The sequence below is a fragment of the Rhodococcus sp. ABRD24 genome (genome assembly GCF_004328705.1).
GTDB lineage: Bacteria > Actinomycetota > Actinomycetes > Mycobacteriales > Mycobacteriaceae > Prescottella.
In genome coordinates this window covers 4,549,559-4,574,837 of the sequence record NZ_CP035319.1, presented here as the reverse complement: position 1 = coordinate 4,574,837, position 25,279 = coordinate 4,549,559, and the positions used below count along the sequence as shown (strand labels likewise).

At 67.3% G+C, this 25,279-nt stretch carries 27 protein-coding genes and 1 pseudogene; 7 read left to right on the top strand and 21 right to left on the bottom strand.

Translation table 11 applies throughout. From position 1 onward, the window contains the following. Positions 1-27 precede the first annotated feature (27 nt). Both ERC79_RS20450 and dxr read right to left on the bottom strand, forming a co-directional pair. Positions 28-1,245, bottom strand: coding sequence for a site-2 protease family protein (locus ERC79_RS20450; protein WP_131580202.1), 1,218 nt, complete (start codon positions 1,243-1,245; stop codon positions 28-30). A 6-nt stretch (positions 1,246-1,251) separates the two neighbouring features. Further along, the gene (dxr, locus tag ERC79_RS20445) at positions 1,252-2,409 is read right to left on the bottom strand and encodes a 1-deoxy-D-xylulose-5-phosphate reductoisomerase (RefSeq protein WP_131580201.1); all 1,158 of its coding nucleotides are present in this window, start codon (positions 2,407-2,409) and stop codon (positions 1,252-1,254) included. A gap of 150 nt (positions 2,410-2,559) precedes the next feature. Between dxr and ERC79_RS20440 the strand changes: the two genes are divergently transcribed. Then, positions 2,560-2,829: a DUF2631 domain-containing protein gene (locus tag ERC79_RS20440; RefSeq protein ID WP_131580200.1), complete on the top strand. Its 270-nt coding sequence runs from the start codon at positions 2,560-2,562 to the stop codon at positions 2,827-2,829. Positions 2,830-3,035: 206 nt separating this feature from the next. Here the strand turns inward: ERC79_RS20440 and rlmN are convergent, their stop codons facing one another. Further along, on the bottom strand, positions 3,036-4,145 hold the full coding sequence (rlmN, locus tag ERC79_RS20435) for a 23S rRNA (adenine(2503)-C(2))-methyltransferase RlmN (RefSeq protein WP_131580199.1): 1,110 nt from the start codon (positions 4,143-4,145) through the stop codon (positions 3,036-3,038). Positions 4,146-4,225: 80 nt separating this feature from the next. On the opposite strand from rlmN, the gene ERC79_RS20430 reads away from it, so the two are divergent. Both ERC79_RS20430 and ERC79_RS20425 read left to right on the top strand, forming a co-directional pair. Next, the gene (locus ERC79_RS20430; RefSeq protein WP_131580198.1) at positions 4,226-4,606 is read left to right on the top strand and encodes a lipopolysaccharide assembly protein LapA domain-containing protein; all 381 of its coding nucleotides are present in this window, start codon (positions 4,226-4,228) and stop codon (positions 4,604-4,606) included. Positions 4,607-4,680: 74 nt separating this feature from the next. Further along, the gene (locus tag ERC79_RS20425; protein ID WP_131580197.1) at positions 4,681-5,523 is read left to right on the top strand and encodes a CoA ester lyase; all 843 of its coding nucleotides are present in this window, start codon (positions 4,681-4,683) and stop codon (positions 5,521-5,523) included. A gap of 3 nt (positions 5,524-5,526) precedes the next feature. Here ERC79_RS20425 and ERC79_RS20420 read toward each other — a convergent pair whose 3' ends face one another. The 7 genes from ERC79_RS20420 to rpsB form a co-directional block, all read right to left on the bottom strand. Continuing rightward, positions 5,527-6,810: a lipase family protein gene (locus tag ERC79_RS20420; RefSeq protein ID WP_131580196.1), complete on the bottom strand. Its 1,284-nt coding sequence runs from the start codon at positions 6,808-6,810 to the stop codon at positions 5,527-5,529. Between the two features lie 51 nt (positions 6,811-6,861). Next, on the bottom strand, positions 6,862-7,599 hold the full coding sequence (locus ERC79_RS20415) for a class I SAM-dependent methyltransferase (protein ID WP_131580195.1): 738 nt from the start codon (positions 7,597-7,599) through the stop codon (positions 6,862-6,864). 13 nt (positions 7,600-7,612) lie between these two features. Continuing rightward, positions 7,613-8,476, bottom strand: coding sequence for a phosphatidate cytidylyltransferase (locus ERC79_RS20410; RefSeq protein WP_242676659.1), 864 nt, complete (start codon positions 8,474-8,476; stop codon positions 7,613-7,615). Between the two features lie 2 nt (positions 8,477-8,478). Next, complete coding sequence (frr, locus tag ERC79_RS20405) at positions 8,479-9,036, bottom strand: ribosome recycling factor (protein ID WP_131580193.1); 558 nt, start codon at positions 9,034-9,036, stop codon at positions 8,479-8,481. 52 nt (positions 9,037-9,088) lie between these two features. After that, the gene (gene pyrH / locus ERC79_RS20400) at positions 9,089-9,817 is read right to left on the bottom strand and encodes a UMP kinase (protein ID WP_131580192.1); all 729 of its coding nucleotides are present in this window, start codon (positions 9,815-9,817) and stop codon (positions 9,089-9,091) included. 280 nt (positions 9,818-10,097) lie between these two features. Then, positions 10,098-10,922: a translation elongation factor Ts gene (tsf, locus tag ERC79_RS20395; protein ID WP_131580191.1), complete on the bottom strand. Its 825-nt coding sequence runs from the start codon at positions 10,920-10,922 to the stop codon at positions 10,098-10,100. A gap of 119 nt (positions 10,923-11,041) precedes the next feature. Further along, positions 11,042-11,905, bottom strand: a complete 864-nt coding sequence (rpsB, locus tag ERC79_RS20390) for a 30S ribosomal protein S2 (RefSeq protein WP_131580190.1) — start codon at positions 11,903-11,905, stop codon at positions 11,042-11,044. Positions 11,906-12,207: 302 nt separating this feature from the next. On the opposite strand from rpsB, the pseudogene ERC79_RS20385 reads away from it, so the two are divergent. After that, positions 12,208-12,726, top strand: a pseudogene (locus ERC79_RS20385) (M23 family metallopeptidase); the annotation flags it as partial. 54 nt (positions 12,727-12,780) lie between these two features. Here ERC79_RS20385 and ERC79_RS20380 read toward each other — a convergent pair. Beyond that, positions 12,781-13,722: a tyrosine recombinase XerC gene (locus ERC79_RS20380; RefSeq protein ID WP_131580189.1), complete on the bottom strand. Its 942-nt coding sequence runs from the start codon at positions 13,720-13,722 to the stop codon at positions 12,781-12,783. An 85-nt stretch (positions 13,723-13,807) separates the two neighbouring features. Here ERC79_RS20380 and ERC79_RS20375 point away from each other — a divergent pair, with 85 nt between their 5' ends. Beyond that, entirely contained in the window at positions 13,808-14,965 is a 1,158-nt protein-coding gene (locus ERC79_RS20375; protein ID WP_131581384.1) for a multidrug effflux MFS transporter, read from the top strand. Positions 14,966-15,042: 77 nt separating this feature from the next. On the opposite strand, the gene ERC79_RS20370 is transcribed toward ERC79_RS20375, so the two are convergent. Continuing rightward, on the bottom strand, positions 15,043-16,176 hold the full coding sequence (locus ERC79_RS20370) for a GIY-YIG nuclease family protein (protein ID WP_131580188.1): 1,134 nt from the start codon (positions 16,174-16,176) through the stop codon (positions 15,043-15,045). Between the two features lie 171 nt (positions 16,177-16,347). Here ERC79_RS20370 and hadA point away from each other — a divergent pair, with 171 nt between their 5' ends. Further along, entirely contained in the window at positions 16,348-16,881 is a 534-nt protein-coding gene (gene hadA, locus ERC79_RS20365; protein ID WP_131580187.1) for a (3R)-hydroxyacyl-ACP dehydratase subunit HadA, read from the top strand. A gap of 15 nt (positions 16,882-16,896) precedes the next feature. Here the strand turns inward: hadA and dprA are convergent, their stop codons facing one another. From dprA to ERC79_RS20350, 3 genes are read right to left on the bottom strand one after another with little or no spacing between them, the layout of a single operon-like run. Further along, on the bottom strand, positions 16,897-18,021 hold the full coding sequence (dprA, locus tag ERC79_RS20360; RefSeq protein WP_131580186.1) for a DNA-processing protein DprA: 1,125 nt from the start codon (positions 18,019-18,021) through the stop codon (positions 16,897-16,899). Then, the gene (locus tag ERC79_RS20355) at positions 18,018-19,526 is read right to left on the bottom strand and encodes a YifB family Mg chelatase-like AAA ATPase (protein WP_131580185.1); all 1,509 of its coding nucleotides are present in this window, start codon (positions 19,524-19,526) and stop codon (positions 18,018-18,020) included. Before ERC79_RS20355 ends, dprA begins: the two co-directional genes overlap by 4 nt. After that, positions 19,526-19,882 (bottom strand): YraN family protein, encoded by a 357-nt coding sequence (locus ERC79_RS20350; protein WP_131580184.1) that lies wholly within the window; start codon positions 19,880-19,882, stop codon positions 19,526-19,528. Before ERC79_RS20350 ends, ERC79_RS20355 begins: the two co-directional genes overlap by 1 nt. A gap of 229 nt (positions 19,883-20,111) precedes the next feature. Here ERC79_RS20350 and ERC79_RS20345 point away from each other — a divergent pair, with 229 nt between their 5' ends. Further along, a complete protein-coding gene (locus tag ERC79_RS20345; RefSeq protein ID WP_131580183.1) occupies positions 20,112-20,942 on the top strand; it encodes a MerR family transcriptional regulator in 831 nt (276 codons plus the stop codon). Positions 20,943-21,023: 81 nt separating this feature from the next. Here ERC79_RS20345 and ERC79_RS20340 read toward each other — a convergent pair whose 3' ends face one another. The 6 genes from ERC79_RS20340 to ERC79_RS20315 form a co-directional block, all read right to left on the bottom strand. Beyond that, positions 21,024-21,341 (bottom strand): DUF2469 domain-containing protein, encoded by a 318-nt coding sequence (locus ERC79_RS20340; RefSeq protein WP_131580182.1) that lies wholly within the window; start codon positions 21,339-21,341, stop codon positions 21,024-21,026. A 37-nt stretch (positions 21,342-21,378) separates the two neighbouring features. Next, complete coding sequence (locus ERC79_RS20335; RefSeq protein WP_131580181.1) at positions 21,379-22,083, bottom strand: ribonuclease HII; 705 nt, start codon at positions 22,081-22,083, stop codon at positions 21,379-21,381. Then, complete coding sequence (gene lepB / locus ERC79_RS20330; protein WP_242676914.1) at positions 22,080-22,838, bottom strand: signal peptidase I; 759 nt, start codon at positions 22,836-22,838, stop codon at positions 22,080-22,082. Before lepB ends, ERC79_RS20335 begins: the two co-directional genes overlap by 4 nt. Positions 22,839-22,947: 109 nt before the next feature. Next, a complete protein-coding gene (gene rplS, locus ERC79_RS20325; protein WP_131580179.1) occupies positions 22,948-23,289 on the bottom strand; it encodes a 50S ribosomal protein L19 in 342 nt (113 codons plus the stop codon). Positions 23,290-23,364: 75 nt separating this feature from the next. Next, positions 23,365-24,249: a hypothetical protein gene (locus ERC79_RS20320; RefSeq protein ID WP_131580178.1), complete on the bottom strand. Its 885-nt coding sequence runs from the start codon at positions 24,247-24,249 to the stop codon at positions 23,365-23,367. Next, the gene (locus tag ERC79_RS20315; RefSeq protein ID WP_131580177.1) at positions 24,242-25,222 is read right to left on the bottom strand and encodes a formylglycine-generating enzyme family protein; all 981 of its coding nucleotides are present in this window, start codon (positions 25,220-25,222) and stop codon (positions 24,242-24,244) included. Before ERC79_RS20315 ends, ERC79_RS20320 begins: the two co-directional genes overlap by 8 nt. Positions 25,223-25,279 lie beyond the last annotated feature (57 nt).

The following is a 25,279-nucleotide window of genomic DNA, read 5'->3' as shown; positions in this document are numbered from 1 at the left end:
CGCAACCGGGTCCACGCGCTTGTCGGATCAGGGGAAGAGTTGGATCGGGTTCACGATGTCCGCGGTCAGGGTCAGCAGCATGAAGGCGCCGCCGATGACCACGAACACCCAGGTGATCGGCATCAGCTTCATGTAGTCGACGGGGGCGCCCGCTGCCATGCCGCGCAACCGACGGATCGAATTCCTGATCTTCTCGTAGATCGTCACCGCGATATGCCCGCCGTCGAGCGGGAGCAGCGGGAGCAGGTTGAACATGCCGAGGAAGAAGTTCAGGCTTGCCAGCAGCACGATGAACACTTCCCAGAGCCCACGTTCGGCCACCTGGCCGCCGATGACAGAGGCGCCGACGACGCTGATCGGGGTGTCCTCGTCGCGCTCCCCGCCGGTCACCGAGTGCCACAGGTCGTTCACCTTGCTCGGCATCTGCACCAGACGTTCCGCAGTCATCACGAACATGTCACTCGTGAACGCAACCGACGCGGGGATCGCCGACAGCGCGTTGTATTGCACCGGCTCGTAGAAGTCCTGGCCGACACCGATTGCACCGACCGTGCGCTCCGTCTTCTGCCCGGTCACCGAATCCGTCACGTTCCGCTGCACCTGCTGCGGAACAACAGTCACGGTCATCTCGACGCCGCCCCGCTCGATCGTGAACTCCGTCGGGCCTGTCTGCGCCTGCGTCTGCGCCTGAAACTGGTCCCAGGTGGCTACCGGCACACCACCGACCGCAGTCACCACGTCGCCGCGCTGCAGCCCGGCCTGCTGGGCCGGCCCCTCGCCGTCACACGGCACGCCGGTGCCGTCGGCGTTCTGCGCAGCCGGAGTGCAACTCATCAGCCCAAGCGCTGTCTCGGGCGGCCGGTTCAGATTCGGCAAGCCCCACCCGACCGCCAGGATGAACACCAGCACCAATCCGAGTGCGAAGTTCATCGCGATGCCACCGGACATCACGACGATCCGCTTCCACGCCTTCTGCTTGTACATCGCCCGATCGACCTCGTCGGGCGCGAGCTCGTCGATCGCGGTCATGCCGGCGATGTCGCAGAACCCGCCCGCAGGGATCGCCTTGAGGCCGAACTCGGTCTCGCCGCGGCGGAACGAGAAGATCTTGGGCCCGAAGCCGATGTAGTACCGCCGCACCTTCATACCGAGCGCCTTGGCGGTCCACATGTGACCGGCCTCGTGCAGCGCGATCGACAATGTGATTCCCAGCGCGAAGGCCACCACACCGATAACGAACACCATGGCGCTCTAGCCCTCCTGTTTCACAAGCTCGTGTGCGCGCGCCCGTGCCCACCCGTCCGCAGCCAGTACATCGTCCACGGTAGCCGGAGGAGCGGCCCATTCGCCGCCGGTTGACAGCACCCGCTCGACGGTACGCACGATCGCGGGGAAGCGCAGTCGCCTGTCGAGGAACGCCTGGGCCGCGACCTCGTTGGCGGCGTTGTACACGGCGGTCATACAGCCGCCAGCCTTACCGGCGTGCCGTGCCAGATCCACCGCGGGGAACACCGCCGAATCCAGCGGCTCGAACGTCCATGAGGACGCCTGCGAAAAATCACACGGCGCGGCCGCACCCGGTACCCGGTCCGGCCAGCCGAGCGCCAGCGCAATCGGCAGTTTCATGTCCGGCGGACTCGCCTGCGCCAACGTCGACCCGTCGGTGAACGTGACCATCGAATGCACGATCGACTGCGGGTGGACGGTGACGTCGATGCGGTCGTAGTCGACGCCGAACAGCAGGTGCGTCTCGATCAGTTCGAGACCCTTGTTCACCAGAGAAGCCGAGTTGAGAGTGTTCATCGGGCCCATCGACCACGTCGGGTGCGCGCCGGCCTGCTCGGGCGTGACATCTTCGAGCGCTGCCGACGCCCAGCCGCGGAACGGCCCGCCGGACGCTGTCAGCACCAGTCGGTCAACCTCTGCGGCCCGCCCGCCGCGCAGACACTGCGCGAGCGCGGAGTGCTCGGAATCGACGGGAACGATCTGGCCGGGTGCCGCAGCGGCAGTGACGAGCGGGCCGCCCGCGACGAGAGACTCCTTGTTCGCCAGCGCGAGCCGCGCGCCCGACGCGAGTGCCGCCAGCGTCGGCTCCAGCCCGAGCGAGCCGACGAGCGCGTTGAGAACCACATCGGCCGCGGTCTCGCGAACCAGTTCGGTCACCGAGCCGGGGCCGCTCAGCACGCCGGGTAGATCGAGTCGCGCCGCTGCGCCCGGGTCGGCGACCGCAACCCGTGTCACCCCGGTATCGCGGATCTGGCTCGCCAGCAGGTCGATGTTGCCACCACCCGCGGCGAGACCCACCACCTCGAACTTGCCGGGGTTGGCGGCGATGACCTCGAGGGCCTGAGTGCCGATGGAGCCGGTGCTGCCCAGCAGCAGAACGCGAGTCGGTTGGGTGTCAGCCACGGGTCCATTGTTCCTGACGGAAGCTGAGAACTTTCCACAGCGGTGACCTCCCCATCGGCGACACCCGCTGGGACCCCGCTTCGTACGACGCTCGGTCGTATGCCACGATATGCAGGAAAGGCGCTTTCGTATGATCAGGAGGATCGAGCCGTGGCCGGTACCCAGTTGGACCCCACTTCCAACGACCCCGTCGTCGCCGCGCATGTCGACACCGCCGAGGTCCCCTCGGCCGCGTGGGGCTGGAGTGGCGAGGCTCCTCGACTGTTCCGATTCGCCGGCTGGTTCTTCGCCGCGTTCCTGCTGCTGATGATGATCGGCAACCACAGTGGCAAGGTCGAGGACCTGTTCCTGATCGGCTTCGCCGGTTCGATCGTCTTCATCCTCGTCCGGGACATGATCGTGCGCCGAAAGCCGCGGTAGCCCGCACACACCAAACGAGAAGGATCCGCACCCATTCGGTGCGGATCCTTCTCGTTTCTGCGTGTCCGGGCTGCCCGCCGGGTATCGCGATACGCGAGTGCGGCGACGAGCTGCCGAAATCAGAAGGCGCCCGGCAGGCGATGGCCCGCCTGTTCCGGTTCCGCCCCGCCGAACTGCGCTACGAACAGCCTGGGTAGCGGGCCCGCTCAGTTCTCGGCGGCCAGCTGGCCGCACGCCGCGGCGATCTCCTGACCGCGGGTGTCGCGGACCGTGCACGACACGCCCTGCGCCTGAACACGTCGGACGAACTCCCGTTCCACCGGCTTGGGGCTGGCATCCCACTCACTGCCCGGTGTCGGATTCAGCGGAATCAAGTTGACATGTACCAGCGGCCCGAGCGCCTTGTGCAGCTTCTTGCCGAGCATGTCCGCGCGCCACGGCTGGTCATTGACGTCCCGGATCAACGCATACTCGATCGACACACGCCGACCCGACTTGTCGGCGTAGTAGCGCGCGGCATCGAGCACCTCGGCCACCGACCAGCGGTTGTTGACCGGCACGAGGGTGTCGCGCAGTTCGTCGTCAGGCGTGTGCAGCGAAACCGCCAGACGCACCGACATGTCCTCGTCCGCGAGCTTGCGGATCGCGGGGGCCAGCCCGACGGTGGAAACGGTAACCGCCCGCTGGGAGATCCCCAGTCCGTCGGGCGCAGGCGACGTGATCCGGCGCACCGCTGCAACCACCCGCTTGTAGTTCGCCAACGGTTCGCCCATACCCATGAAGACGATGTTCGACAGCCGACCCGGGCCGCCCTCGACCTCGCCGTCCCGCAGGGCCGCCGCGGCCGCCCGCACCTGATCGACGATCTCCGCTGTCGAGAGGTTGCGCTGCAGGCCACCCTGACCGGTCGCACAGAACGGGCAGGCCATGCCGCAGCCGGCCTGGCTCGAGATACACAGCGTCGCCCGGTCCGGATATCGCATCAGGACACTCTCGAGGAGTGTGCCGTCTCCCGCCTTCCACAGCGTCTTGCGGGTCAGGCCGGCGTCGCAGGCGACGTGCTTGACCGCAGTGAGCAGCGGGGGGAACAGCGCCGTCCCGACCTTCTCCCGCATCCCTGCAGGCAGGTCCGTCATCTTCTCGGGATCCGCCTCGAGCCGGCCGTAGTACTGGCGCGCGAGCTGATCCGCCCGGAATCCGGGCAGACCCAGCTCCTTCACCGCCTCCCTGCGCTCGGCCGCGTCGAGGTCGGCGAGGTGCCGCGGCGGCATTCCGCGGCGCGGTGCGGTGAAGACGAGAGGAAGCGAAGCAGCCATAGTGGTTGCCATTGTCCCATTACCGGCCCTGCGAAACTGATGCGCGTGCGCAAAGCCATACTGTGGGCGATGATCGACATATGACCGAGACACCGGGAAACGAATCCGAAGCGGTCCCCGACAAGCCCCGGATCCCACCCCAGTCGGTGGGCGCACACGAGGCCACCGGTCCACAGCCCGCCCACGAAGCCGAGAAGATCGGGCGTACCCGGGCAGCATCGACGTGGACCGGACTCGTCATCGGGATCCTCGTGCTGATCCTGCTGCTCATCTTCATCCTCCAGAACCTCGGCTCTGTGACCTTCAACATGTTCGTCTGGGAGTTCACACTCCCCGCCGGTGTCAGTCTCTTGCTGGCCGCTATCGCGGGAGCGCTGATCATGGCCCTCGCGGGCGGCGTGCGGATCGTCCAGATCCGCCGGATCGCGAAGCGGGCAGGCGCCGGCACCGATCACGGCTGACCGCAGTCGGGTAGCTGGCTCGACGACGTGGGAGCACGATGGACATACCGACTTCCACATGAGGAGCAAGATCTGTGACGAGCCGCACTCAGCAACCGCAGCGCACCACCGTCCGGCCCGATCTCGCCCGGTCCTGGCTGCTGGTGGCGGGCAGCAGGCCGGATGCGTTCGACCGCCCACCGACCGTCGATGCGATGATCCTCGACCTCGAGGACGCGGTCGCGCCGGACAACAAGCCCGCGGCGCGCGCCGCGGTGGTCGACTGGCTGAGCCGGCACGGCACAGCATGGGTGCGTGTCAACGACGCCACCACTCCGCACTGGGCCGACGACCTCGCCGCGGTGTCCGACCTGCCGGGCCTCAGCGGCGTGATGCTTGCGAAGACCGAGAGCGGCGGGCAGATCGATGCCACTGCCGAACAACTGGCACCGGGAACACCGATCCTGGCGTTGATCGAATCCGCCGTCGGCCTCGAGGCAGCTCCGGAGATCGCGCGCGCGGACGGCACCTTCCGCCTCGCGTTCGGCAGCGGCGACTTCCGGCGGGACACCGGGATGAGCGACGACGTGATGGCGATGTCGTACCCGCGGTCGCGCCTGGTAGTCGCGAGCCGGGCCGCACGACTTCCGGGTGGACCGATCGATGGGCCGACGATCTCCGCGAACGAGACCATCCTGCAGCGGGATTGCGACGCGACGGTGTCGCTCGGACTGACCGGCAAACTGTGCCTGCATGCCGATCAGGCCGCCACAGTCAACCGAGCCCTGAGTCCGAGCGCCCACGACGTCGCCTGGGCCCGTGAGGTGATCGCAGACCTCGGCGCGGACGGTGAACGTGTCCGCGCCGGCAGTGACCTCCCGCAGCTCGCGAAGGCCAAGAAGGTCACCGATCTGGCCAAGGCGTTCGGACTGGACTAGCTGTCACCCAGCACAGGTCGACGGCGCCGGGACACCGTTGAAGCGGTCCACCATCCAATCGAGCCCCACCGTCAGGCCGGACACCATCGGTAGTCCGTGTCCGACGACGAACCCCGGTGCGATCGGCGGGAGCTCAGCGGTCCAGAGCTGCACCGTCGCGCCCCGATCGCACCAATCGGTCGCGAGTTGCTGCGCCTGCGCGTAAGGGATCAGGTCGTCGTTGCGCCCCTGCACGATCAGGACCGGGCCGTTCGGAGTCGAACGTCCGATCCGCTGCTCGTCCACCGCCGCCCGCACCGCAGGCAGGTCGTCGATCAGGTCGGCGATCGATCGACCGTCCCGGGTCCAGTCCGATGTGCTGCGCAGCCCATATCGCGCAATAGTCTCCGGGACGCACTGGTTCGCAATGTCGTCGAACGCCTGCCGCCCCGCTGGAGTCAGAACGCCGTCGATCTCGGCCCGAGTCTCCGGGTAGCCCGCGTAGATGCTGTTGATCGCGTAACCGAGAAGCCCAACTGCCAGACCGCCACCGTCGAGGGCGGCGGCGACGGACCGTAGATCGGCCGGCGGTCCGCCGGCCATCGTCGCGCGGACATTCAGCTCGGGCGCGTACGTGCCCTGCATCTCGGCCGCAGCGGCCGCCGCTCCCCCGCCCTGCGAGTACCCCCACAAGCCGATCGGGCTGTCGTCACCGATTCGTTTGCCGGGCAGCGCCTTCACCGCGCGGGCAGCGTCCAGCACGGCGTGGGCCTGAGCGCGCCGATCCACGTAGCTGTGCATGCCGTCGGTGCCCAAACCCTGATAGTCGATCACCACCACATCCATTCCACGCGAGAGCAACGCATACGCCTGCAGGATCTCGTAACCGACGGCGAGATCGAGCGGGTAGTTGTAGTGAACGATCTGGGTGAAGAGCTTCGACGGCGCGCACTGGTCACCCTGCCCTTGAGTCCCCGGTGCGAGAACGACGAGCGGGCGCGCACCGGCACCCGTCCACGGCAGGCTCGCATCGAAGTACGTCGCGGTCGCGGCTACGCCGGATCCGTGGGCATCGGTGCTGCGATACATGATCCGCTGGGCGCCCGATGGCCACGGGCCCTCCTGGTTCGGAATGGACAGTGCCGGCGGATACGGCTCGGCCTTGACCACATCACCGGCCTTGCCCGGCATCGAGGCGGGCGCACGATAGAAGTCCGTCGGTGCGGCCTCAGCCATACCCGCGGTAACCACGGCAAGGCACAAGCCCGACAGCACTGCTACCCAACGAGTCCACCGCGGAGAGGTCATGTGGCTCACCTCACACGAGGACGGCGCTCGTTGTCAATACTCCGAGTACCACTAACCCGATCCGAGGACGAGCCCGTTCGGCGCCGATCTCGTATGAATGCGATATCCGACTTCCAGCCCGAGGCCGGGGGTTTCGGCGAACGCGCGAGCTGCGGTCCGCGCGGTGAACTCGATGCCCAGCACGGACCGCAGGGCGTCCCGGTCGGCGAACTCCCAGCGGGTGAGCACCCGCTGCATCGCGAAGCCCTGCGCTTCGAAGAACGCCTCGACCGCGGCCGGATCGTACTGCGGTAGATCTGCACGCATCCATCGTCCGTACGGACCGACAGTCGCGTCGAGATCGACGACGGCCAGCACTCCTCCGGGACGCAGCACCCGCATCGTCTCGAGAATCCCCGGGCCGCAGCCCGGGCCGAAGAAGTACGCGGTGCGCGCATGCACAACGTCGACACTGCCGTCCGGTATCGGGATCGCCTCGGCGGAGCCCTCGAGAACGGTGATCGACGGCCAGTCTGCAACGCGGGCCCGGGCGGCGACGACGAGCGGCGGGTGCGGTTCGACGCCGATCACCGACCGCGCCGTCGACCCAAACACCGGGAGGTGAAACCCGGCGCCGCACCCGAGGTCGAGAACGTCGCGGCCGCGCCAGTCCGCGAGTTCGGTAAGAACATCGAAGACGGCGCCGCCGACGTCCTGGGCGTGGTTCTCGATTTCGTAGACATCCGGCCAGTGCCAGATGTTCGGGCTCGGAATTGTTCCGCGAGCCCCCCGCCCACCCCGACGACTCATGCCCGCACGCGTCTCAGACCAGGACGGTGAGAACGAGCCAGGTGACGAACGACGACGGCAGCAGCGAGTCGAGACGGTCCATGATTCCGCCGTGACCGGGCAGCAAAGTGCCCATGTCCTTGATGCCGAGCTCACGCTTGATCTGCGATTCGATGAGGTCACCGAGCGTCGCGGTGAACACCAGCGCCACGCCGAGGAGCACACCGATCAGCGGATTCGCGTCCAGGATGAATGTGACGGCCAGGACGCCGCCGATCACGCAGAAGAGGAGCGATCCGGCGAATCCCTCCCACGACTTCTTCGGGCTGATCGCCGGGACCATCGGGCGCTTACCGAAAAGCACCCCGGCCACGTAGCCGCCCACATCGGAGCCCACGACCACAATCATCAGGCAGAACACGCGGCCGGCGCCGTCGTCCTGCAACACCATCAGTGTCGCGAACGACGCCAGCAGGGGGATCCACGCCGCCACGAACACGGTGACTGCGGTGTCCCGGAGGTAGTTGCGTGGTGTGGCCTTGAGCCCGTGGTCGAACAGGCGCCACACCATGCACACCAGTGCCGTGCCCGCGAATGCCGCGAGGACCCCCTCGGTCCCGTAGGGCCAGCTGAGCCAGATGATCGCTTGTCCACCCAGTATCAGCGGAATCAGCGGCACGCTGATGTCGGCCTCGCGCAGCCGCCGAGCAACCTCCCACGTCGCAATGGCCATCGCCACCGTGACGACGCCGAACCACACCATCGGCACATAGATCAGGATCAGGATCAGCGCGGCCCCGAGGCCGCCACCGACGCCGATTGCGGCGGGCAGATTGCGCCCTGCTCTGGACGCCGGGGCGGTCGACGCCGCGGAGGCGCCGTCAGCTTTCCCCCCCACCGCTAAACCTCCAGCAATTCGGCTTCCTTGTGCTTCACCAGCTCATCGATCTGGCTGACATAGCGCGCGGTGGTCTTGTCCAGCTCCTTCTCGGCCCGACCGACCTCGTCCTCACCGGCCTCGCCGTCCTTCTCGATTCGCGAGAGTTCGTCCATTGCCTTGCGTCGGACGTTGCGGATGGCAACCTTCGCGTCCTCGCCCTTGCCCTTCGCCTGCTTCACGAATTCGCGGCGCCGCTCCTCCGTGAGCTGCGGGACGGAGATGCGAATAATGCTGCCGTCGTTGCTGGGGTTGAGACCAAGGTCCGAGTTGCGGATCGCGTTCTCGATCGGCCCGAGCTGAGCGGCCTCGTACGGCTTGATGATGACCATCCGAGCCTCGGGCACATTGATGCTCGCGAGCTGCGTGATCGGTGTGATGGAGCCGTAGTACTCGACGACGATCCGGTTGAACATGCCGGGGTTCGCCCGGCCGGTCCGGATCGAACCAAGGTCCTCCTTCGCAACCGTGATGGCCTTCTCCATCTTCTCCTCGGCTTCGAAGAGAGCTTCATCAATCACGGCTGTTCCTCCATGTCGTATCCGTCCCGAATCATGATCACGATGCACGGCATCATGACTTGACCAGTGTTCCGATCTTCTCACCGGACACCGCACGCGCGATGTTCCCCTGGGTCAACAGGTTGAACACCATGATCGGCATCTGGTTGTCCATGCACAGACTGAATGCGGTCGCGTCGGCAACCTTGAGACCCTTCTCGATCACCTCACGGTGTGTGATCTCGGTGTACATCGCCGCATCCGGGTCGAGACGCGGGTCGGCGGAGTACACGCCGTCGACCGACTTGGCCATCAGAACCACCTCGGCGCCGATCTCGAGCGCGCGCTGCGCGGCAGTGGTGTCGGTCGAGAAATAGGGCATGCCCATGCCCGCGCCGAAAATCACGACGCGTCCCTTTTCGAGGTGGCGGCGAGCTCGCAGCGGCAGGTACGGCTCGGCGACCTGGCCCATCGTGATCGCGGTCTGCACTCGGGTATCCACGCCCTGCTTCTCCAGGAAGTCCTGCAGGGCAAGGCAGTTCATGACGGTGCCGAGCATGCCCATGTAGTCCGACCGGGCGCGATCGAGTCCACGCTGCTGCAGTTCGGCACCGCGGAAGAAGTTGCCACCGCCGATCACGACGGCGACCTGAACGCCGGAGCGGACCACCTCCGCGATCTGCGCGGCCACCGTGGTGACCACATCCGGGTCGAGACCGACCTTGCCGCCACCGAACATTTCACCGCCGAGCTTCAGAAGAACACGTCGAAATCCTGGACGTTCGTCGGCCGATGCGGTCATAACTCTCCCTCGGTTCTGCAGGTCATGCGGTTCTAGAAGTATTGCGGGTCTTCGGCCAGCGAGTCCGGAGACTGGCCGGTTCGGCCGCGAAGTTCCGTCCGGCGAATCCGTCAGGACGGCCTTCTCATCCTGCCCTATCGGCGCCCGAACGTCCCAGTTGCCCCCGGCCCCCATGCACATCGGCCCCGCACGGACCGAATGGGCGGTACGTCTGCTCGAACTACTCGAACCGACGACTGAGCCCACCCGGCCGACGGGGCCGATGTGTGGGAAGTGCGACCTAGCTGGCGCCGACCTCGAACCGCGCGAAGCGGGTGATCGTGACGCCGGCCTCGTCCAGGATGGCCTTGACGGTCTTCTTGGAGTCGGTGACCGAAGACTGCTCGGTCAGGACGACGTCCTTGTAGTAGCCGTTGACGCGACCCTCGACGATCTTGGGGAGCGCAGCCTCGGGCTTGCCCTCCTCCTTCGCCGTCTGCTCGGCGATACGGCGCTCAGCCTCGACGACGTCGGCGGGGACCTCGTCGCGAGTGACGTACTTGGCCTTGAGCGCGGCAACCTGCATCGCGGCGGCGCGGGCGGCGTCAGCGGCGACGTCACCCTCACCCGTGTACTCGACCAGGACGCCAACGGCGGGGGGCAGGTCCGAGCTGCGCTTGTGCAGGTAGATCGCAACCGGGCCGTCGAGGGAGACGACGCGACGGAGCTCGAGCTTCTCGCCGATCTTGGCGGAGAGGGCCGCGACGGCCTCCTCCACGGTGCCACCATCGACCGCAACGGCCTTCAGTGCCTCGAGGTCAGCCGGCTTCGCCGTGGCAGCAGCCCCGACAACCTTCTCGGCCAGTGCCTGGAACTCGGCGTTCTTGGCGACGAAGTCGGTCTCGCAGTTGATCTCGACCATGACGCCGTCCTTGGCGGCAACCAGACCCTCGGCCGTGGTGCGCTCGGCGCGCTTGCCCACATCCTTGGCGCCCTTGATGCGGAGCAGCTCGACGGCCTTGTCGAAATCGCCGTCGGTCTCCGTGAGCGCGTTCTTGCAGTCCATCATTCCGGAGCCAGTGAGCTCACGGAGCCGCTTGACGTCAGCGGCGGTGTAGTTCGCCATTGGGGGCGATCCTCCTCGGATGAGTTTCGGGAGCCTGGCTCACGAAGCGCGAACTGTGGGCCAGGTAGAAGCAGGTGAGTGAAACGGCCCCGACCAGGATGTGGTCGGGGCCGAATCGACTAGGACTGCTGCGCGTCCGCGGCGGGCGCCTCAGCAACAGGTGCCTCAGCAGCAGGCACCTCAGCAGCAGGCACCTCGGCGGCCGGAGCCGCCTGCGAGAGGAGCTCCTGCTCCCACTCGGCGAGCGGCTCGCCCGCGCCGGCCTCAGGCTTGGCGTCCTTGTCGGCGCTCAGCCCGGCGCGGGCCTGCACACCCTCGGCCACCGCGGAGGCGACAACCTTGGTCAGCAGGGCGGCACTGCGGATCGCATCGTCGTTGCCCGGGATCGGGTAGTCGACGACGTCGGGGTCGCAGTTGGTATCCAGGACGGCAATGACCGGGATGTTCAGCTTGCGCGCCTCGCCGACGGCGATGTGCTCCTTGTTGGTGTCGATGACCCAGATGGCCGACGGAACCTTGGCCATGTCCCGGATACCACCGAGGGTGCGATCCAGCTTGGTCATCTCACGCGTGAGCATGAGGATTTCCTTCTTGGTACGACCCTCGAAGCCACCGGTCTGCTCCATGGCCTCGAGCTCCTTGAGGCGCTGCAGGCGCTTGTGGACGGTGGAGAAGTTGGTGAGCATGCCGCCGAGCCAACGCTGGTTGACGTACGGCATCCCGACGCGAGTCGCCTCCGCCGCGATGGACTCCTGGGCCTGCTTCTTGGTACCGACGAACAGGACGGTGCCGCCGTGAGCGACAGTCTCCTTGACGAACTCGTACGCCTGGTCGATGTACGTCAGGGTCTGCTGCAGGTCGATGATGTAGATGCCGTTGCGGTCGGTCAGGATGAACCGCTTCATCTTCGGGTTCCAACGGCGGGTCTGGTGCCCGAAGTGTGCGCCGCTGTCGAGCAGCTGCCTCATGGTCACAACAGCCATGGCTGTGTACCTCTTTCTCATGTGCCGGTTACTGCAGTGGTCGGGTGACCTCTGCCCTGGCGCCCGCCTGGACGTCGGACCTGTACAGAGACAGGACCAGCCGACGGCCGGAATCATCGCGGGCGCGCGAAGTCGGACTGTGCGAACACAGACCGCTCAGCAAGTGTACGGCCTCACTCCCCCCCTCTCATAACCTGCCGCTCACCGCACCCGCCGCGACCGAACTGTGGATAGCCGGACGGTGTCTCCACAACCCGCCTGCGCGGCCCCCACCACGGCCCCTGCTGCGCGACAGTCGTGTCATGGGTCTTCCGAATGCGCTGTCACGGCTGACGGTCGTCGCCGCGATCTGCGCCGCGCTGCTCGTCTCCGGTCACCCTGCCCCCGCGGCAGGACCTGCGCACATCTCCGCGACCACCCGGTACGACTGGCCGCTGCGTCCGCGTCCCCAGGTGATTCGCAGCTTCGACAGGCCCGAGCAGAACTGGCTGCCGGGGCACCGCGGAGTCGACCTCGCCGCATTGCCCGGACAGCACGTCCTCGCCGCCGGGGCCGGTGTCGTGGTGTTCGCCGGAATGGTCGCGGGCCGACCGGTGGTCTCCGTCGACCACCCCTCCGGGGTGCGGACCACGTACGAACCCGTGGAGCCGGTCGTCGCTGCGGGCCGTCGCGTCGAACGCGGCGCGGTGCTCGGGACGGTCGTCGTGGGCCATCCCGAATGTGCGGCGGTCGCATGCCTGCATTGGGGTCTGCGCCGCGACCGGGAGTACCTCGACCCGCGGCCTCTCGTGCGGGCCGTGCCAATCCGGTTGCTTCCAGTCGGCAATGGTCGTGCTCGTCCGGCCTGGCCGGTCACGCCCACCCGGCGTGGCCGGTCAAGCTCGCGGATGCGCCTGGTCGTGCACGGCGCGCAGGCGGGCCACCGATACGTGGGTGTAGAGCTGGGTCGTGGCGAGGCTTGCATGCCCGAGCAGTTCCTGTACCACCCGCAGGTCGGCGCCACCCTCGAGAAGATGGGTGGCGGCCGAGTGCCGCAAACCGTGCGGAGCCAGGTCGGGCGCTCCCGGCACGGCCTGGACGACATCGTGCACGACGCTGCGGGCCTGACGCTGGTCGAGGCGTCCCCCGCGGGCGCCGAGTAGCAGCGCATTCCCCGATCTGTCGGTGGCGAGCTCGGGTCGTCCGGCACGAAGCCATGCCTCGATCGCAGCCTCGGCGGGGCGCCCGTACGGGACTGCCCGCTCCTTGTTGCCCTTGCCGACAACCCGCAGGATTCGCCGCTCGTGATCGATGTCATCGACGTCGAGCCCGCACAGTTCCCCTACCCGGATGCCCGTCGAGTAGAGCAGTTCCACGATCAACCGGTCCCGAAGCGGAATCGGGTCCTGCTGCGCGGCACCGGATTCCGCAGCGGCCATCGCCTCGGCCGCGTGGTCCTGCCGCAGCACCTGCGGCAATGTACGGTGCGCTTTGGGCGCCACCAGGCGCACGCCCGGGTCCACCGCTATCCTTCCGGTGCGCTGCGCCCACGCGGTAAAACCCTTGGCCGACGACGTCCGCCGCGCCAGTGTGGTGCGCGCGACGCCGTCGGCGGATTGCTCGGCGAGCCAGCCACGCAGGATCCGCAGGTCAAGGTCCTCCGCTCGGGCGTCCGACCGATTCCGCGACAGGTAGCCGAGGAGGCTCGCGACGTCGGCGAGATAGGCCCGGACGGTATGCGGAGAGCGCCCCCGTTCGAGGCGCAGATGCTCGTCGTAGTCGTCGAGATGCACCTGCAGGGCCGGCGAGAGGTGCGTGCGTGACGATGCGGAGCCCATGCGCACTACGGTCGCCGCCGCCACCGGTTTTCGCAACTGGCCGCGCCGGTAGGGTTCTCGCGTGACACGCGCGATTCCGATTCCGATGCTGTGTGTTCTAGCGCTCCTCTCAGCGATCGCGCCGCTCGCCACGGACATGTACCTGCCCGGCCTGCCGACGATGGCGGAGGGTCTCGACACCTCTGCTTCCACCATCCAGCTGACCCTGACGACCTTCATGGCCGGGCTGGGTATCGGCCAGCTGATCATCGGACCGCTGTCCGACGGTTGGGGTCGACGACGGCTACTCATCGCCGGAACCATGCTGTGCGCAGTGAGCGGTGTCCTGTGTGCGATCGCCCCCACCGTGGAGGTCCTGATTGCTGCCCGCCTACTGCAAGGCTTCAGTGGTGGGGCCGGAATCGTTCTGGCTCGCGCTGTGATCGCCGACCGGGCCCGCGGCGACGCGGCCGCGCGCGTGTTCAGCATCATGATGATCATCGGAGGTGTCGCGCCCGTGATCGCGCCGCTCATGGGTGGCGCACTACTGGGTCCGATCGGCTGGCGCGGGATCTTCTGGGTCCTGGCGGGCGCATCGATCGCAATGCTGGCCGGCGTCCTCACCCTTGTACCGGAGACACTCCCGCCCGAGCGCCGCCACGGCGGCGGCCTGGCCGCACTGACCCGCAACCTCCGCTATGTCGTGAGAAACCGCGTCTACCTCGGCTACACATTCGCATTCGCATTCGGATTCGGCGCCCTGTTCTCGTACATCTCAGCGTCGCCGTTCATCGCAGAGCACGTGCTCCGACTCTCGCCCGGCCAGTTCTCGATCGTCTTCGCCGTCAATTCGGTGGGCATCGTGGCGGCCAGCATCGTCAACACCAGGCTGATCGGTACCTTCGACGCCCGCCAGCTGCTCACATTCGGTGTCAGCGTGCTCGTCGCGTCCGGCGCGCTCCTGGTGCTCGCGACGACGATCGGCGGTACCCGCATCTGGCTGGTGTTGCCCTTGCTGTTCGGGGTGGTGTCGAGCATCGGCTTCATCATGGGCAACGCGACGGCCCTGTCACAGGGGCAGGTTCCCGACGCGGCAGGCACCGGATCCGCGCTGATGGGTGCGAGCCAGTTCGGTCTGGCCGCGCTGGTGTCCCCGCTGGTAGGCATCGCGGGCCCCGGTACCGCAGTGCCGATGGCAATAGCGATTCTCGCATCCGGGGCGGTGGCGATGACGGCCCTGAAGGTCCTGGCCCGCACCGGCTAGGCACGGGCCAGGGCCTGCCGGACCGCGGCCACGATCGACATTCGCACCGGAGACGTCCGACGACCCGGCCCCGCGAACTACCGCCCGTGCGGCCGGGCCAACGTCAGCCGCTGCACCCACCCGTGCGCGGGCCACGCCTTGAGTCCAGCCCGGTCGGGCGTGACACGGGTCCCGACGTAGCGAGCTTCGAGCTCCGGATCCACCTCACCGGTAAACCGCCACTGCTGATCCCCGACGGGACCGACGCCGTCCCACGACCGCGCCCGATACACCGCGCGGATGATGTTGTCGGAGAAGACGATCACGGGAAGATCCACCACGCCGCGGGCCGCCGCACCGGCGCGCCAGGGACCACGAGCCAGTGCGGCACGCTCGTCGTCCGACAGCGACGGATCGGCCGACGAGCCCACGCGGACCAGGGCGCTCGGCACCGGCAGTTCGGGTGCCGGCTCCGCGGCGTACTGGACCACCAACTCCTCGACCCGCATCGCGCGGCGACCCGCGTCCGCAGATTCGCCGGCCAGATTCGTCAGCACCGGAAGATCCGGGCGTGCCTCGAGTAGCCGCAACGCGTCGACCAGGACGTGTTCGGTGTCACGAGCGGCGCCGACAGCATCTGCAGGGGCCTGCACGCCGTGGCGGAGGATGAAGTGCTCGACGGTGTACCCGGCGGCATAGATGTCACGGATTCGCTGCACGCGCGCCGCGCGGATCTCCTCGGTGTCCGGATCGCCCACTTCCTCGGCGTCGAGCCTGCCCGCCTCACCCAGCGCATCCCACACGTGCGAGTACACGCGATTGCCGCGACCCACGCCGATGTGGAAGATCGTCCGGTTGCGCGGATCCCGCAGCGCATACAGATAGATGCCGAGGTTGTCGACCACCCGTGCGGACAGCGGATTCGGCGCAGCCTTGCGTTCGCGGGGCTCGGCGGTGAGCACCCGCATGACGGCCAGCCGCAACGCATCAGATACGACAACACCGCCCGTCGCCGTCGCGTCGAACAGGACGTCCGCCGCATCCCGAACCGAGGTGAAAGTCCGTCCCGTGTTGTTCTCGAGCGAACGGTGCACGGCGGTGAATTCGGCCAGACGCACCCTGGGGTCGCTCGCTACACCCCGGCCTTCGTCGTCCGTCAGGAAATCGCGGATACCCGGCGCTGCCAGCAGTGCGCGGGTGATGTTCTCGGGGACGGTCCAGACGGTAGCCATGACGCGACTGTAGGCGATCGCCGGACCGATCGTGTCCGAGCCGCACGGGCGTGGACCACCAGTGCTGTTTACGTTCGGAAACAGTACTGGCGAAACCGGGCCCCCGGGCTGCCCACCGCAATCTCACGGCGATATCGGCCACAGCGGGCAAATGTGCGCGACACTCGCTGTGTGACCCGATCAGCGGAATCGACCGAAGACCGTGCCGCACGAGCCGAGCGGTTGGTGGGCTACAGCTACCGCATGCCCGACTACTACGAGGTCGGCCGGGAAAAAGTCCGCGAGTACGCGATCGCGGTGCAGAACGATCATCCTGCACACTTCGACGAACAGGCCGCCTTCGAGCTCGGCCATACCGCACTGGTCGCTCCGCTCACCTTCGTGTCCGTCATCGGCATCATCGCCCAGAAGTATCTGCTCGAACAGATCCTCACCGGCTTCGACCTGAGTCAGATCCTCCAAACGGATCAGAAGCTGATCTTCCACCGGCCGATGTATGCCGGAGACCGGCTGACCGTCGATGTCTCGCTCGAGTCGTTTCGCCAGACCGCCGGAAGCGACATCATCGTGACGAAGAACGTGGTCCTCGACGAGACCGGCGAACCCGTCACCACGACGTTGACCACTCTGGTCGGCCGGACCGGCGGTGAGCCGGATCCAGAGAGACTCGCACGCATCAAGGACGTGATGATGCGCGAGGCCTGAGCCAGCGTTCGTGCCTCACCTCCGGAACCACCCTGTCTCGTCCGAGCCGACGAAGCCGTCGAGTTCGAGCACCGGTAGCAACGCCCGAACCCGGGCAATCGGCACCCCCGATTCCACGGACAGCTCCCGCGTCCCCCGGGAACCGGAACCGGGTAGCGCGTCATAGACCTGTAGCGACTCCCCCGACAGTGCGTCGAGATCCCGCGCCAGCGAAACCCCGTCCTGCTCCCCGTCCACGCCCATCGGCCCCGCCTCCTCGACGACGTCCTTCGCGCTCGCCACCAGGCGCGCCTCCCCCTCCCGAATCATCCGATGGCACCCAGTCGACGCCGCCGACGTCACCGGCCCCGGCACCGCCAGCACCGGACGCCCCAATCGACGCGCCCACGACGCAGTGTTCCGCGCCCCGCTACGCCACCCCGCCTCAACCACCACCACACCGTCGGACAAGCCCGCCACCAACCGATTTCGCGCCAGGAACCGATACCGCGCCGGCGTGGTACCGGGCGGGTACTCACTGATCACGGCACCGGTGCCCGCGATCTGCTGGAGCAACCGACCGTGTCCGGCCGGATACGCGCGATCCACCCCACATGCCAGCACCGCCACCGTCAATCCACCCACTCCCAGCGCCGCCCGGTGCGCAGCACCATCGATCCCGAACGCCGCCCCGGACACGATCGTCCATCCCTCTACAGCCAGATCGCCCGCCAGCTCCGCAGTCACATGCTCGCCGTATCCGGTCGCTGCGCGGGTGCCGACAATGCCGATCGCCCGGGCCGTGAGGTCGTCGATCCGGCGCTGCCCCAGCACCCACAACGCCAGCGGACCGGCGTCGTCACGACCCGCACCGAGGCCGTCGAACGCGAGCAACCGCCACCGCGGCCACTCCTCGTCGTCCGGCGTGACCAGACGGCCGCCCAGTGCCTCGACCAGATCCAGATCCCTGGCCGCCGTGTCCAGATGTGCCCGTGCCGAGGTCCGCCGGTCCAGGAAGCTCGACAGGTCCCGCTCCCGAACGGCACGGGCCGCATCTTCCGGCCCCACCGCGGAAATCAGTTGCGCCAGCGGCGGACACGACCCCAGCACCACCTTCGACAGATACGCCCACGCCAACAGCCTCCGATCGTGGGCACTCATGAGGCGCCCTGATCCCGGAACCCCAGCGCGGTTGTCACCTGATCCGCCCCCGGCGCGTCCATCCCACCCAGGTCGGCGAGTGTCCACGCCACCCGCAGCGCCCGGTCGGCACCGCGCGCGGTGATCTGTCCACGGCGCAAAGACCTTTCGAGCGGCCCGAGCGCCAGCCGGGAGAGCCGGAATCGCTGACGCAATGCCGGTCCGGGTACCTCGGCATTGGTGCGCCAGCCATAGGGCCGCCACCGTTCGGCCGCAGCGGCACGGGCCGCGACCACCCGGCCGCGAACCTGCTCGGTACTCTCTCCCACCTCGTCGATCAGCGCGCCGGTCGCCACCGCCTGCATGCGAATCCGCAGATCTACCCTGTCCAGTAGCGGCCCCGACAGCCGGCCCAGGTACCGCCTCCGGGCCGTCGGAGCGCACACACAATCCGCCTCGCGCGCGGGAGCGCATGGGCAGGGATTCGCCGCGAGCACCAGCTGGAACCTCGCGGGATACCGCGCCACCCCGTCCCGGCGCGCGATGCGCACCTCTCCGTCTTCGAGCGGAGTCCGCAATGCCTCGAGCGCCTTGGTGCCCATCTCGGCACACTCGTCGAGGAAGAGAATCCCGCGATGTGCACGGCTGACCGCGCCCGGCCGGGCCATCCCGCTGCCACCGCCCACCAATGCGCTCACCGACGACGTGTGGTGCGGTGCAATGAACGGCGGCTCGGTGATGAGCGGATGCTCCGACGTGAGCAGCCCCGCCACACTGTGGATCGCGGTCACCTCCAACGCCTCCGGTTCGGTCAGCGGCGGCAGCACACTCGGCAGTCGCTGGGCGAGCATCGTCTTCCCGATTCCGGGTGGGCCGGTGAGCATGAGGTGGTGGGCTCCCGCTGCGGCAACCTCGATGGCCCACCGTGCCTCCTCTTGGCCGACGACCTCGCTGAGATCACCGCGCACCGCGGACTTCTCACCGTCGAAGGGCGGCGGCTGAGGCAATGTCGTCTTGCCCTGCAGCCACTCCACCACCGTCCCGAGTCGGTCAGCGCCCAGGACCTCGATGCCGTCGACCAGCCCCGCCTCTGCGAGCGCCGCCGCCGGCACCACAACTGTGGACCAGCCGGCGTACTTGGCTGCCAGCACCGCCGGGAGCACACCCCGCACGCTACGGAGCCGGCCGTCGAGGGCCAGCTCGCCGAGGAGCACGGTTTTCTCGAGCCGCGTGCGGGGCACCTGACGGGCCGCATCCAGAACTGCACAGGCAAGTGCGAGATCGTAGACACTGCCGACCTTCGGTAGCGTCGCCGGCGACAATGCGAGTGTCACGCGCGATTCGGGCCACTTCTCGCCCGAGTTGGTGACGGCCGCGCGGACCCGATCCCGCGATTCCTGGAGCGCAGTGTCCGGCAGCCCCACCAGATGCACACCAGGCAGACCCCGGCCGATATCCGCCTCGATCTCCACGATCTGACCGTCCACCCCGCTCACCGCCACCGAGTGGGCCCGGCCCAGCGCCATCAGAACACCGCCCGCAGATGCGTGACGTCCGGCTCACGGTGCCGGTCGACCAACACCGACACGACATCGAACCGGACCTGTGGCCAGTGCCTCTCCGACTCTGCGAGCCACTGCTGCGCCAACCGCCGAATCCGCCGCTGCTTGGCATGCGTCACCGCCTCCGCCGGACTGCCGTAGCCGAGACCCGAACGAGTCTTGACCTCGACGAACACCACAGTGTCGCCGTCCGCCGCCACCACATCCAACTCCCCGTGGCGGCATCGCCAATTTCGGTCCAAGATCTGCAAACCCACCTCTGTCAGCCGACAGACTGCGAGCTCTTCCCCCATCGCGCCCAACGCGAGATTGCGTCTCATCGTCCGGCCACCTCCCCTCGGTCCGGCAGGAAGTCTCCGGCCGGTCGGTGCCACTGTGCCCGCGCCGACCGACACCGGCGGTCGGCTGACGTGGGGGGACAGATTGCCCTGTGGATGAGCAAGGAGCTGTGGACAACGGGTCGAGCGAGTTCAGGATCGGGCAGTGTGTCCCAACCCTGTCGGGACCCGAACTTGACTATGACGTTGCGTCATAGTCGATCCTGGACTCATGCGCATCAGCGATCTCGCTCAGGCAGCTGGCACCACTCCTCGCACCATCCGCCACTATCACCGGCTCGGGCTACTCGACGAGCCTCGACGCTTGACCAACGGCTACCGCGAGTACGAACTCGCCGATCTGGTGCGGTTGATGCGAGTGCGCTGGTTGGCCAGGGCCGGCGTCCCGCTGGGGTCGGTCTCTTCGATCCTGACCGCCGCGTCCGACGACGCCGCCGCTGACGACCTCGAGGCGGACCTGGTCTCGCTGATCGACACCGTCGAAGCCGAGCGGCGCACCCTGGCGGCGCGGAGCGCGCGATTGCGACAGATGCTCGAAACGCACCGAGCGGGCCGTCCGATGTCGCCGCTGCCACCACAGCTGGCGCTCGCGTTCACCGATCTCATCACCGGCGAAGCCGACCCCGCGGTGCGGCGAGAGTTCGAACGCGAGCGCGACGCATGGGAACTGGTGGCCATCTCCGGTTCGGCACCCGAAGAGTTCTTCGATTCCACGGCCCTGCTGCTCACCGATCCGCAATCGAGGCGGGAGATCGTACGGCTGTACCGGCGCTTCGCTGCCGTGCTCGACCAGGATCCGGAACTGATAGCGGCAGAGATCGACTCCGTGGCAGAGGCGTTGGAATCGTCCGTTCGAATCGTCCTGAGCGAATCAGGGCTCCTCGAGATGTGGCAGGCCGACATGCTCACCGGCGCGAACGGCACGATGCCCCTGCGGGATCTGGTACCCGACGATGCACAACGAGCAGTCATGACCCGTCTGCTGGACCGCCTGGGACTGCTGCCGAGCAGCACCGGCCAAAAGGGCACCGCACCGTCGTAATCCCTGGCTCAGATCACTCGGCCGGTCCCGTTCGACAGTTCGACCACCCCACTGCCGGAACCGGCGACGACGGGGGGATCGCTAGCCCAGACCGTTGTCCGGCAGCCGCAAGTCGGACTTCTCCAACTCCTCGATGTTGACGTCCTTGAAGGTGATGACCCGCACGTACTTCACGAACCGGGCCGGGCGGTACATGTCCCACACCCAGGCGTCGGACATCCGCACCTCGAAGTAGATCTCGCCGTCCGCACTGTGCGGCAGCAACTCCACGGAGTTCGCGAGATAGAACCGCCGCTCGGTCTCCACGACATACGCGAACTGACCGACGATGTCCCGGTACTCGCGGTAGAGAGACAGTTCCATCTCGGTTTCGTACTTCTCGAGATCCTCGGCACTCATCGGCCTCGACGTCCTCCTGCGTTGTTGTGAACGTTCATCATCGCGCACCGACGGCCGCGGCATCGAATCCACGGCCCGCCGCCACTTCGTACGCGCGGGCCGCGGCGGCCACGTTCGCGTAGGACATCCGGTGTTCGCGACTCGGCCCGAGTTCGCTCAGCGCCGCAGTGTGCGCGGCCGTGCTGTACCCCTTGTGCCCCGCGAACCCGTAGCCGGGAAACTCATGGTCCATCTTCACCATCGTCCGGTCGCGGCTGACCTTCGCAAGGATGCTCGCCGCGGCGATGCAGGCTGCGGCGGCGTCCCCACCGATCACAGGCAGCGACGGCGCCGGAAGCCCGGGCACCCGGAATCCATCGGTGAGAACGTATCCCGGAGCCACCGAAAGCCTGGCTACGGCGCGGCGCATGCCCTCGATGTTCGCTACATGGACGCCGATTCGATCGACCTCGGCGGCAGAAATCTCCACCACGCTCCAGGCCAGCGCGAGCCGGCGAATCACCGGGTACAGCTCATCGCGGGCCCGCTCCGTCAGCTTCTTCGAATCGTCGAGGCCGGCGAGCGCCGTATGAGGCTTGGGCCCGAGGACGCACGCGGCTACCACCAGCGGTCCAGCACAAGCGCCGCGCCCGGCCTCGTCGACGCCGGCGACCGGCCCCAGCCCACAGCGGACCAATGCCGACTCCATGGTCCGCAGGCCGGCGGCCCTGCGAATGACGGTTCTCGGTGGCCAGGTACTCACTGCTGCTGGATGTCGGGGGACGAGATTGTGCCCCAGCGCGACGGCGGCAACACGATGAACGTCGCCTTGCCGATCACGTTGTCGACCGGGACGGTGCCCTGAAGTTCGTCGGATACGTGGAATCGCGAATCCGACGAGTTGCTGCGGTTGTCGCCCATGACCCACAGGTTGCCCTCCGGCACGGTGACCGGACCGAAGCAGCGCCCCGACCTGACCGCGGTGTCACAGGTCTGCGCGCCGGGAACGAACGGGAAGTCCATCGTCACGTACGGTTCGTCGAGCGGCTTGCCGTCGACCAGGATCCGTCCCTGATCGTCGCAGCACTCGACCGTCTGGCCGCCGGTCGCGATGACGCGTTTGACAAGGTCGTTCTCGTCCGGTGGAACGAGTCCGACGAGGGAACCGACTTCCTGGAAGCCACGAATGACGACATTGGAGGATCGAGTCGAATCCCAGTTCTCCGACCACGATGCCGGTCCACGGAAGACCACGACGTCGCCGGGCTCCGGATCACCGAAGCGATAGCTGATCTTCTCGACCACGATGCGGTCACCGGTACATCCCGGGCAGCCGTGGAGGGTGGGCTCCATCGATTCCGAGGGGATCAGATAGACCCGAGCGATGAACGTCTGCAGCAGAAAGCTCAGGACCAGCGCTACGAGTATGAGGATCGGGATCTCACGCCAGAACGATCGGGATTTCTTGCCCCTACTCTTTCCGGCATCGTCTCCGGCATTGGGGCCTTCCGACGTCACGGCCGGGTCCTGCGGTGCATCTGCCACTGAGACAGATTAGCCCGACACCGCACGAATGCGGTGCCGGGCCAATCAGAGAAGCTCAGAAATAGCTCAGCGGAGCTCGAGCTCAGCGCTTTTCCTTGATCTTCGCAGCCTTGCCGCGCAGGTCGCGCAGGTAGTACAGCTTCGCGCGACGGACATCGCCGCGGGTGACGACCTCGACCTGAGCCAGGTTGGGGCTGTGAACCGGGAAGGTGCGCTCGACGCCGACGCCGAACGAGACCTTACGGACGGTGAAGGTCTCGCGGATGCCACCGCCCTGGCGACGGATCACGACGCCCTTGAAGATCTGCACGCGCTCCTTCGAGCCCTCGATGACCTTGACGTGCACGTTCAGGGTGTCACCGGCGCGGAACTCCGGAATATCGTTTCGGAGGGACTTGGCGTCCAGGAAATCCAAGGTGTTCATCGGTCGTTCCATCCTTGCGTTTTTCGCAGGAGCAGAGGAACCGAGCGGCCGCAGCTCGACTGGTTCGTGCTCAGATCAGGTTGAGTCGCCTTCGCCAGGCAACCTGACCATTGTGCCAGATGCCGCACCACGCGCGGAAATCGGTGCCGGCGCGGCCTGCACCGTGCGCTCGAGCTCCTCCTCCGTCGCGGTCAGCGCATGCTCGACGCTCGGTTTACCGGCGACGAGGTCCTGGACATAGATCTTCGCCCGGATCATCGGCCGACGGTAGCGCTTCTCCCGCTCGATCGAGCGTTTCATCTTCCGCGGCTTGGCGACATACCGCCACCGCGCCCACGGCGCGCCGGGACGACTGAGCCGGATCGCACCGACGAGCAGGAGCGGCAACACGAACAAACCGACCAGCCCTGTCCAGATCTTGCCCTTGGCGATGACGATCGCTGCCAATCCGAGATTGGCGATGGCGAGCGCGACGATCGCAGCCCGCACCGCGAAGTGCGAATTCTCCCGGAACTCCGTGATGTCCATCAGTTCGAGCGGCTGAAAGCCGAGCAGCAACAACCCCGTGACGGCAAACGCCACGAACACCGCATCCACCGATGCGCGCCCCTGATCGGACCAGTACACGTCCCTGAGGTAGAAGATCAGCGCGAACTCGTCGAGGACGAGGGCCGCACCGATTCCGAAGCATGTGGCCAGCAGCGCACCGGTGGTCTGCGTCGCGTGTTCGTACACCGCGATCAGCCCCACCCCCGATGCGAACATCATCACGACACCGAACACGACGTGGTGCACGTGCTGGCCGCCGGGCGTGATGTTGCCGGGCCACCAGCGCACCTTCGCGCGGATCATCCGCACGCTGATACGGATGAACACGAACGCCACGAAGAACCCGATCAGAAAGAACAGCAGTGGCAGGCGCCCGTTGGCAATGATCTCCCTGTCGAGCCAATCACGCATCCGGACGTGCTCCAACCCGGACGACGCAGCGGAAACCTATGTGGCAGGTGGAGGTCTCTTCCGTCTCCCCCTGGCGCGCGGCCGGACGATAACGCAGGCAGTAGTTGGGTGCGCACAGGTGCGAACCGCCCTTGATCACCCGGCGCGGGTAGGCCTCGCCGTCCCGCGCCTCCCCGACCTCCACCCGCGGATTGCGCGGAATACAGCACGACGACGCCGGTGCGACGTCCTTGCCCGACGCACTGTGGTCGGGGGTGTGGAAGTCGGTCGTCCATTCCCACACGTTGCCTGCCATGTCCTCGAGCCCGTAGCCGTTGGGGCGGAAGCTGCCGACCGGAGAGGTCCCGGAAAAACCGTCCTCCAGCAGGTTCTGCCACGGAAACTGCCCCTGCCAGGTGTTGGCTTGATGTTTGCCGCCCGGAGTGAACTCGTCGCCCCACGCATAGGTCTTACGGTCCAGTCCCCCACGCCCGGCGAACTCCCACTCGGCCTCGGTTGCCAGTTCCTTGCCGGCCCATCCCGCGTATGCGAGCGCGTCGGTGTACGAGACGTGTGTGACGGGGTGCCGCTCGCGGCCGCCGACATTGCTGTCGGGGCCTTCCGGATGACGCCAGTCCGCGCCCGGAACCCACGACCACCACTGCTGGTAGTCGTCGAGCGAGACCGGATGGGCTGGCGGGGTGAATACCAGCGAACCGGGAACGAGCAACGCGAGGTCAGCGTCGGGGTAGTCAGCCGGATCGGGTGCGATCTCGGCGGTGGTGACGTGGCCGGTGGCCTTCACGAAGCGCCTGAACTCGGCGACCGTCACCTGATGGGTGTCCATCCAGAAGCCGTCGACGGTCACCTGGTGGACCGGACGCTCCTCCGGGTAGAAGTCCTCCGACCCCATCCAGAACGTCCCGCCCGGGACCCACATCATGTTCTTGGGCGCGCGGGACGAGGCAGTGTGCGCGGACGCGATCGGCTGCATGGTTCACGAGCATTCCACCTGGGCGGGCACCGCGAAAGCCGGAGCGATCTCCGGCGA

What these genes read in the sequence shown, in the direction of transcription:
- ERC79_RS20370 (WP_131580188.1), bottom strand. Translation starts at nt 16,176, where the DNA reads ATGGCTACCGTCTGGACCGTCCCCGAGAACATCACCCGCGCACTGCTG.
- ERC79_RS20355 (WP_131580185.1), bottom strand. Translation starts at nt 19,526, where the DNA reads ATGGCGCTGGGCCGGGCCCACTCGGTGGCGGTGAGCGGGGTGGACGGT.
- ERC79_RS20430 (WP_131580198.1), top strand. Translation starts at nt 4,226, where the DNA reads ATGACCGAGACACCGGGAAACGAATCCGAAGCGGTCCCCGACAAGCCC.
- tsf (WP_131580191.1), bottom strand. Translation starts at nt 10,922, where the DNA reads ATGGCGAACTACACCGCCGCTGACGTCAAGCGGCTCCGTGAGCTCACT.
- pyrH (WP_131580192.1), bottom strand. Translation starts at nt 9,817, where the DNA reads ATGACCGCATCGGCCGACGAACGTCCAGGATTTCGACGTGTTCTTCTG.
- ERC79_RS20415 (WP_131580195.1), bottom strand. Translation starts at nt 7,599, where the DNA reads ATGAGTCGTCGGGGTGGGCGGGGGGCTCGCGGAACAATTCCGAGCCCG.
- rpsB (WP_131580190.1), bottom strand. Translation starts at nt 11,905, where the DNA reads ATGGCTGTTGTGACCATGAGGCAGCTGCTCGACAGCGGCGCACACTTC.
- ERC79_RS20450 (WP_131580202.1), bottom strand. Translation starts at nt 1,245, where the DNA reads ATGGTGTTCGTTATCGGTGTGGTGGCCTTCGCGCTGGGAATCACATTG.
- rplS (WP_131580179.1), bottom strand. Translation starts at nt 23,289, where the DNA reads ATGAACACCTTGGATTTCCTGGACGCCAAGTCCCTCCGAAACGATATT.
- ERC79_RS20380 (WP_131580189.1), bottom strand. Translation starts at nt 13,722, where the DNA reads ATGGGCTCCGCATCGTCACGCACGCACCTCTCGCCGGCCCTGCAGGTG.
- ERC79_RS20350 (WP_131580184.1), bottom strand. Translation starts at nt 19,882, where the DNA reads ATGAGACGCAATCTCGCGTTGGGCGCGATGGGGGAAGAGCTCGCAGTC.
- ERC79_RS20320 (WP_131580178.1), bottom strand. Translation starts at nt 24,249, where the DNA reads ATGCGTGATTGGCTCGACAGGGAGATCATTGCCAACGGGCGCCTGCCA.
- dprA (WP_131580186.1), bottom strand. Translation starts at nt 18,021, where the DNA reads ATGAGTGCCCACGATCGGAGGCTGTTGGCGTGGGCGTATCTGTCGAAG.
- ERC79_RS20315 (WP_131580177.1), bottom strand. Translation starts at nt 25,222, where the DNA reads ATGCAGCCGATCGCGTCCGCGCACACTGCCTCGTCCCGCGCGCCCAAG.
- ERC79_RS20345 (WP_131580183.1), top strand. Translation starts at nt 20,112, where the DNA reads ATGCGCATCAGCGATCTCGCTCAGGCAGCTGGCACCACTCCTCGCACC.
- ERC79_RS20340 (WP_131580182.1), bottom strand. Translation starts at nt 21,341, where the DNA reads ATGAGTGCCGAGGATCTCGAGAAGTACGAAACCGAGATGGAACTGTCT.
- ERC79_RS20420 (WP_131580196.1), bottom strand. Translation starts at nt 6,810, where the DNA reads ATGACCTCTCCGCGGTGGACTCGTTGGGTAGCAGTGCTGTCGGGCTTG.
- rlmN (WP_131580199.1), bottom strand. Translation starts at nt 4,145, where the DNA reads ATGGCTGCTTCGCTTCCTCTCGTCTTCACCGCACCGCGCCGCGGAATG.
- ERC79_RS20375 (WP_131581384.1), top strand. Translation starts at nt 13,808, where the DNA reads ATGCTGTGTGTTCTAGCGCTCCTCTCAGCGATCGCGCCGCTCGCCACG.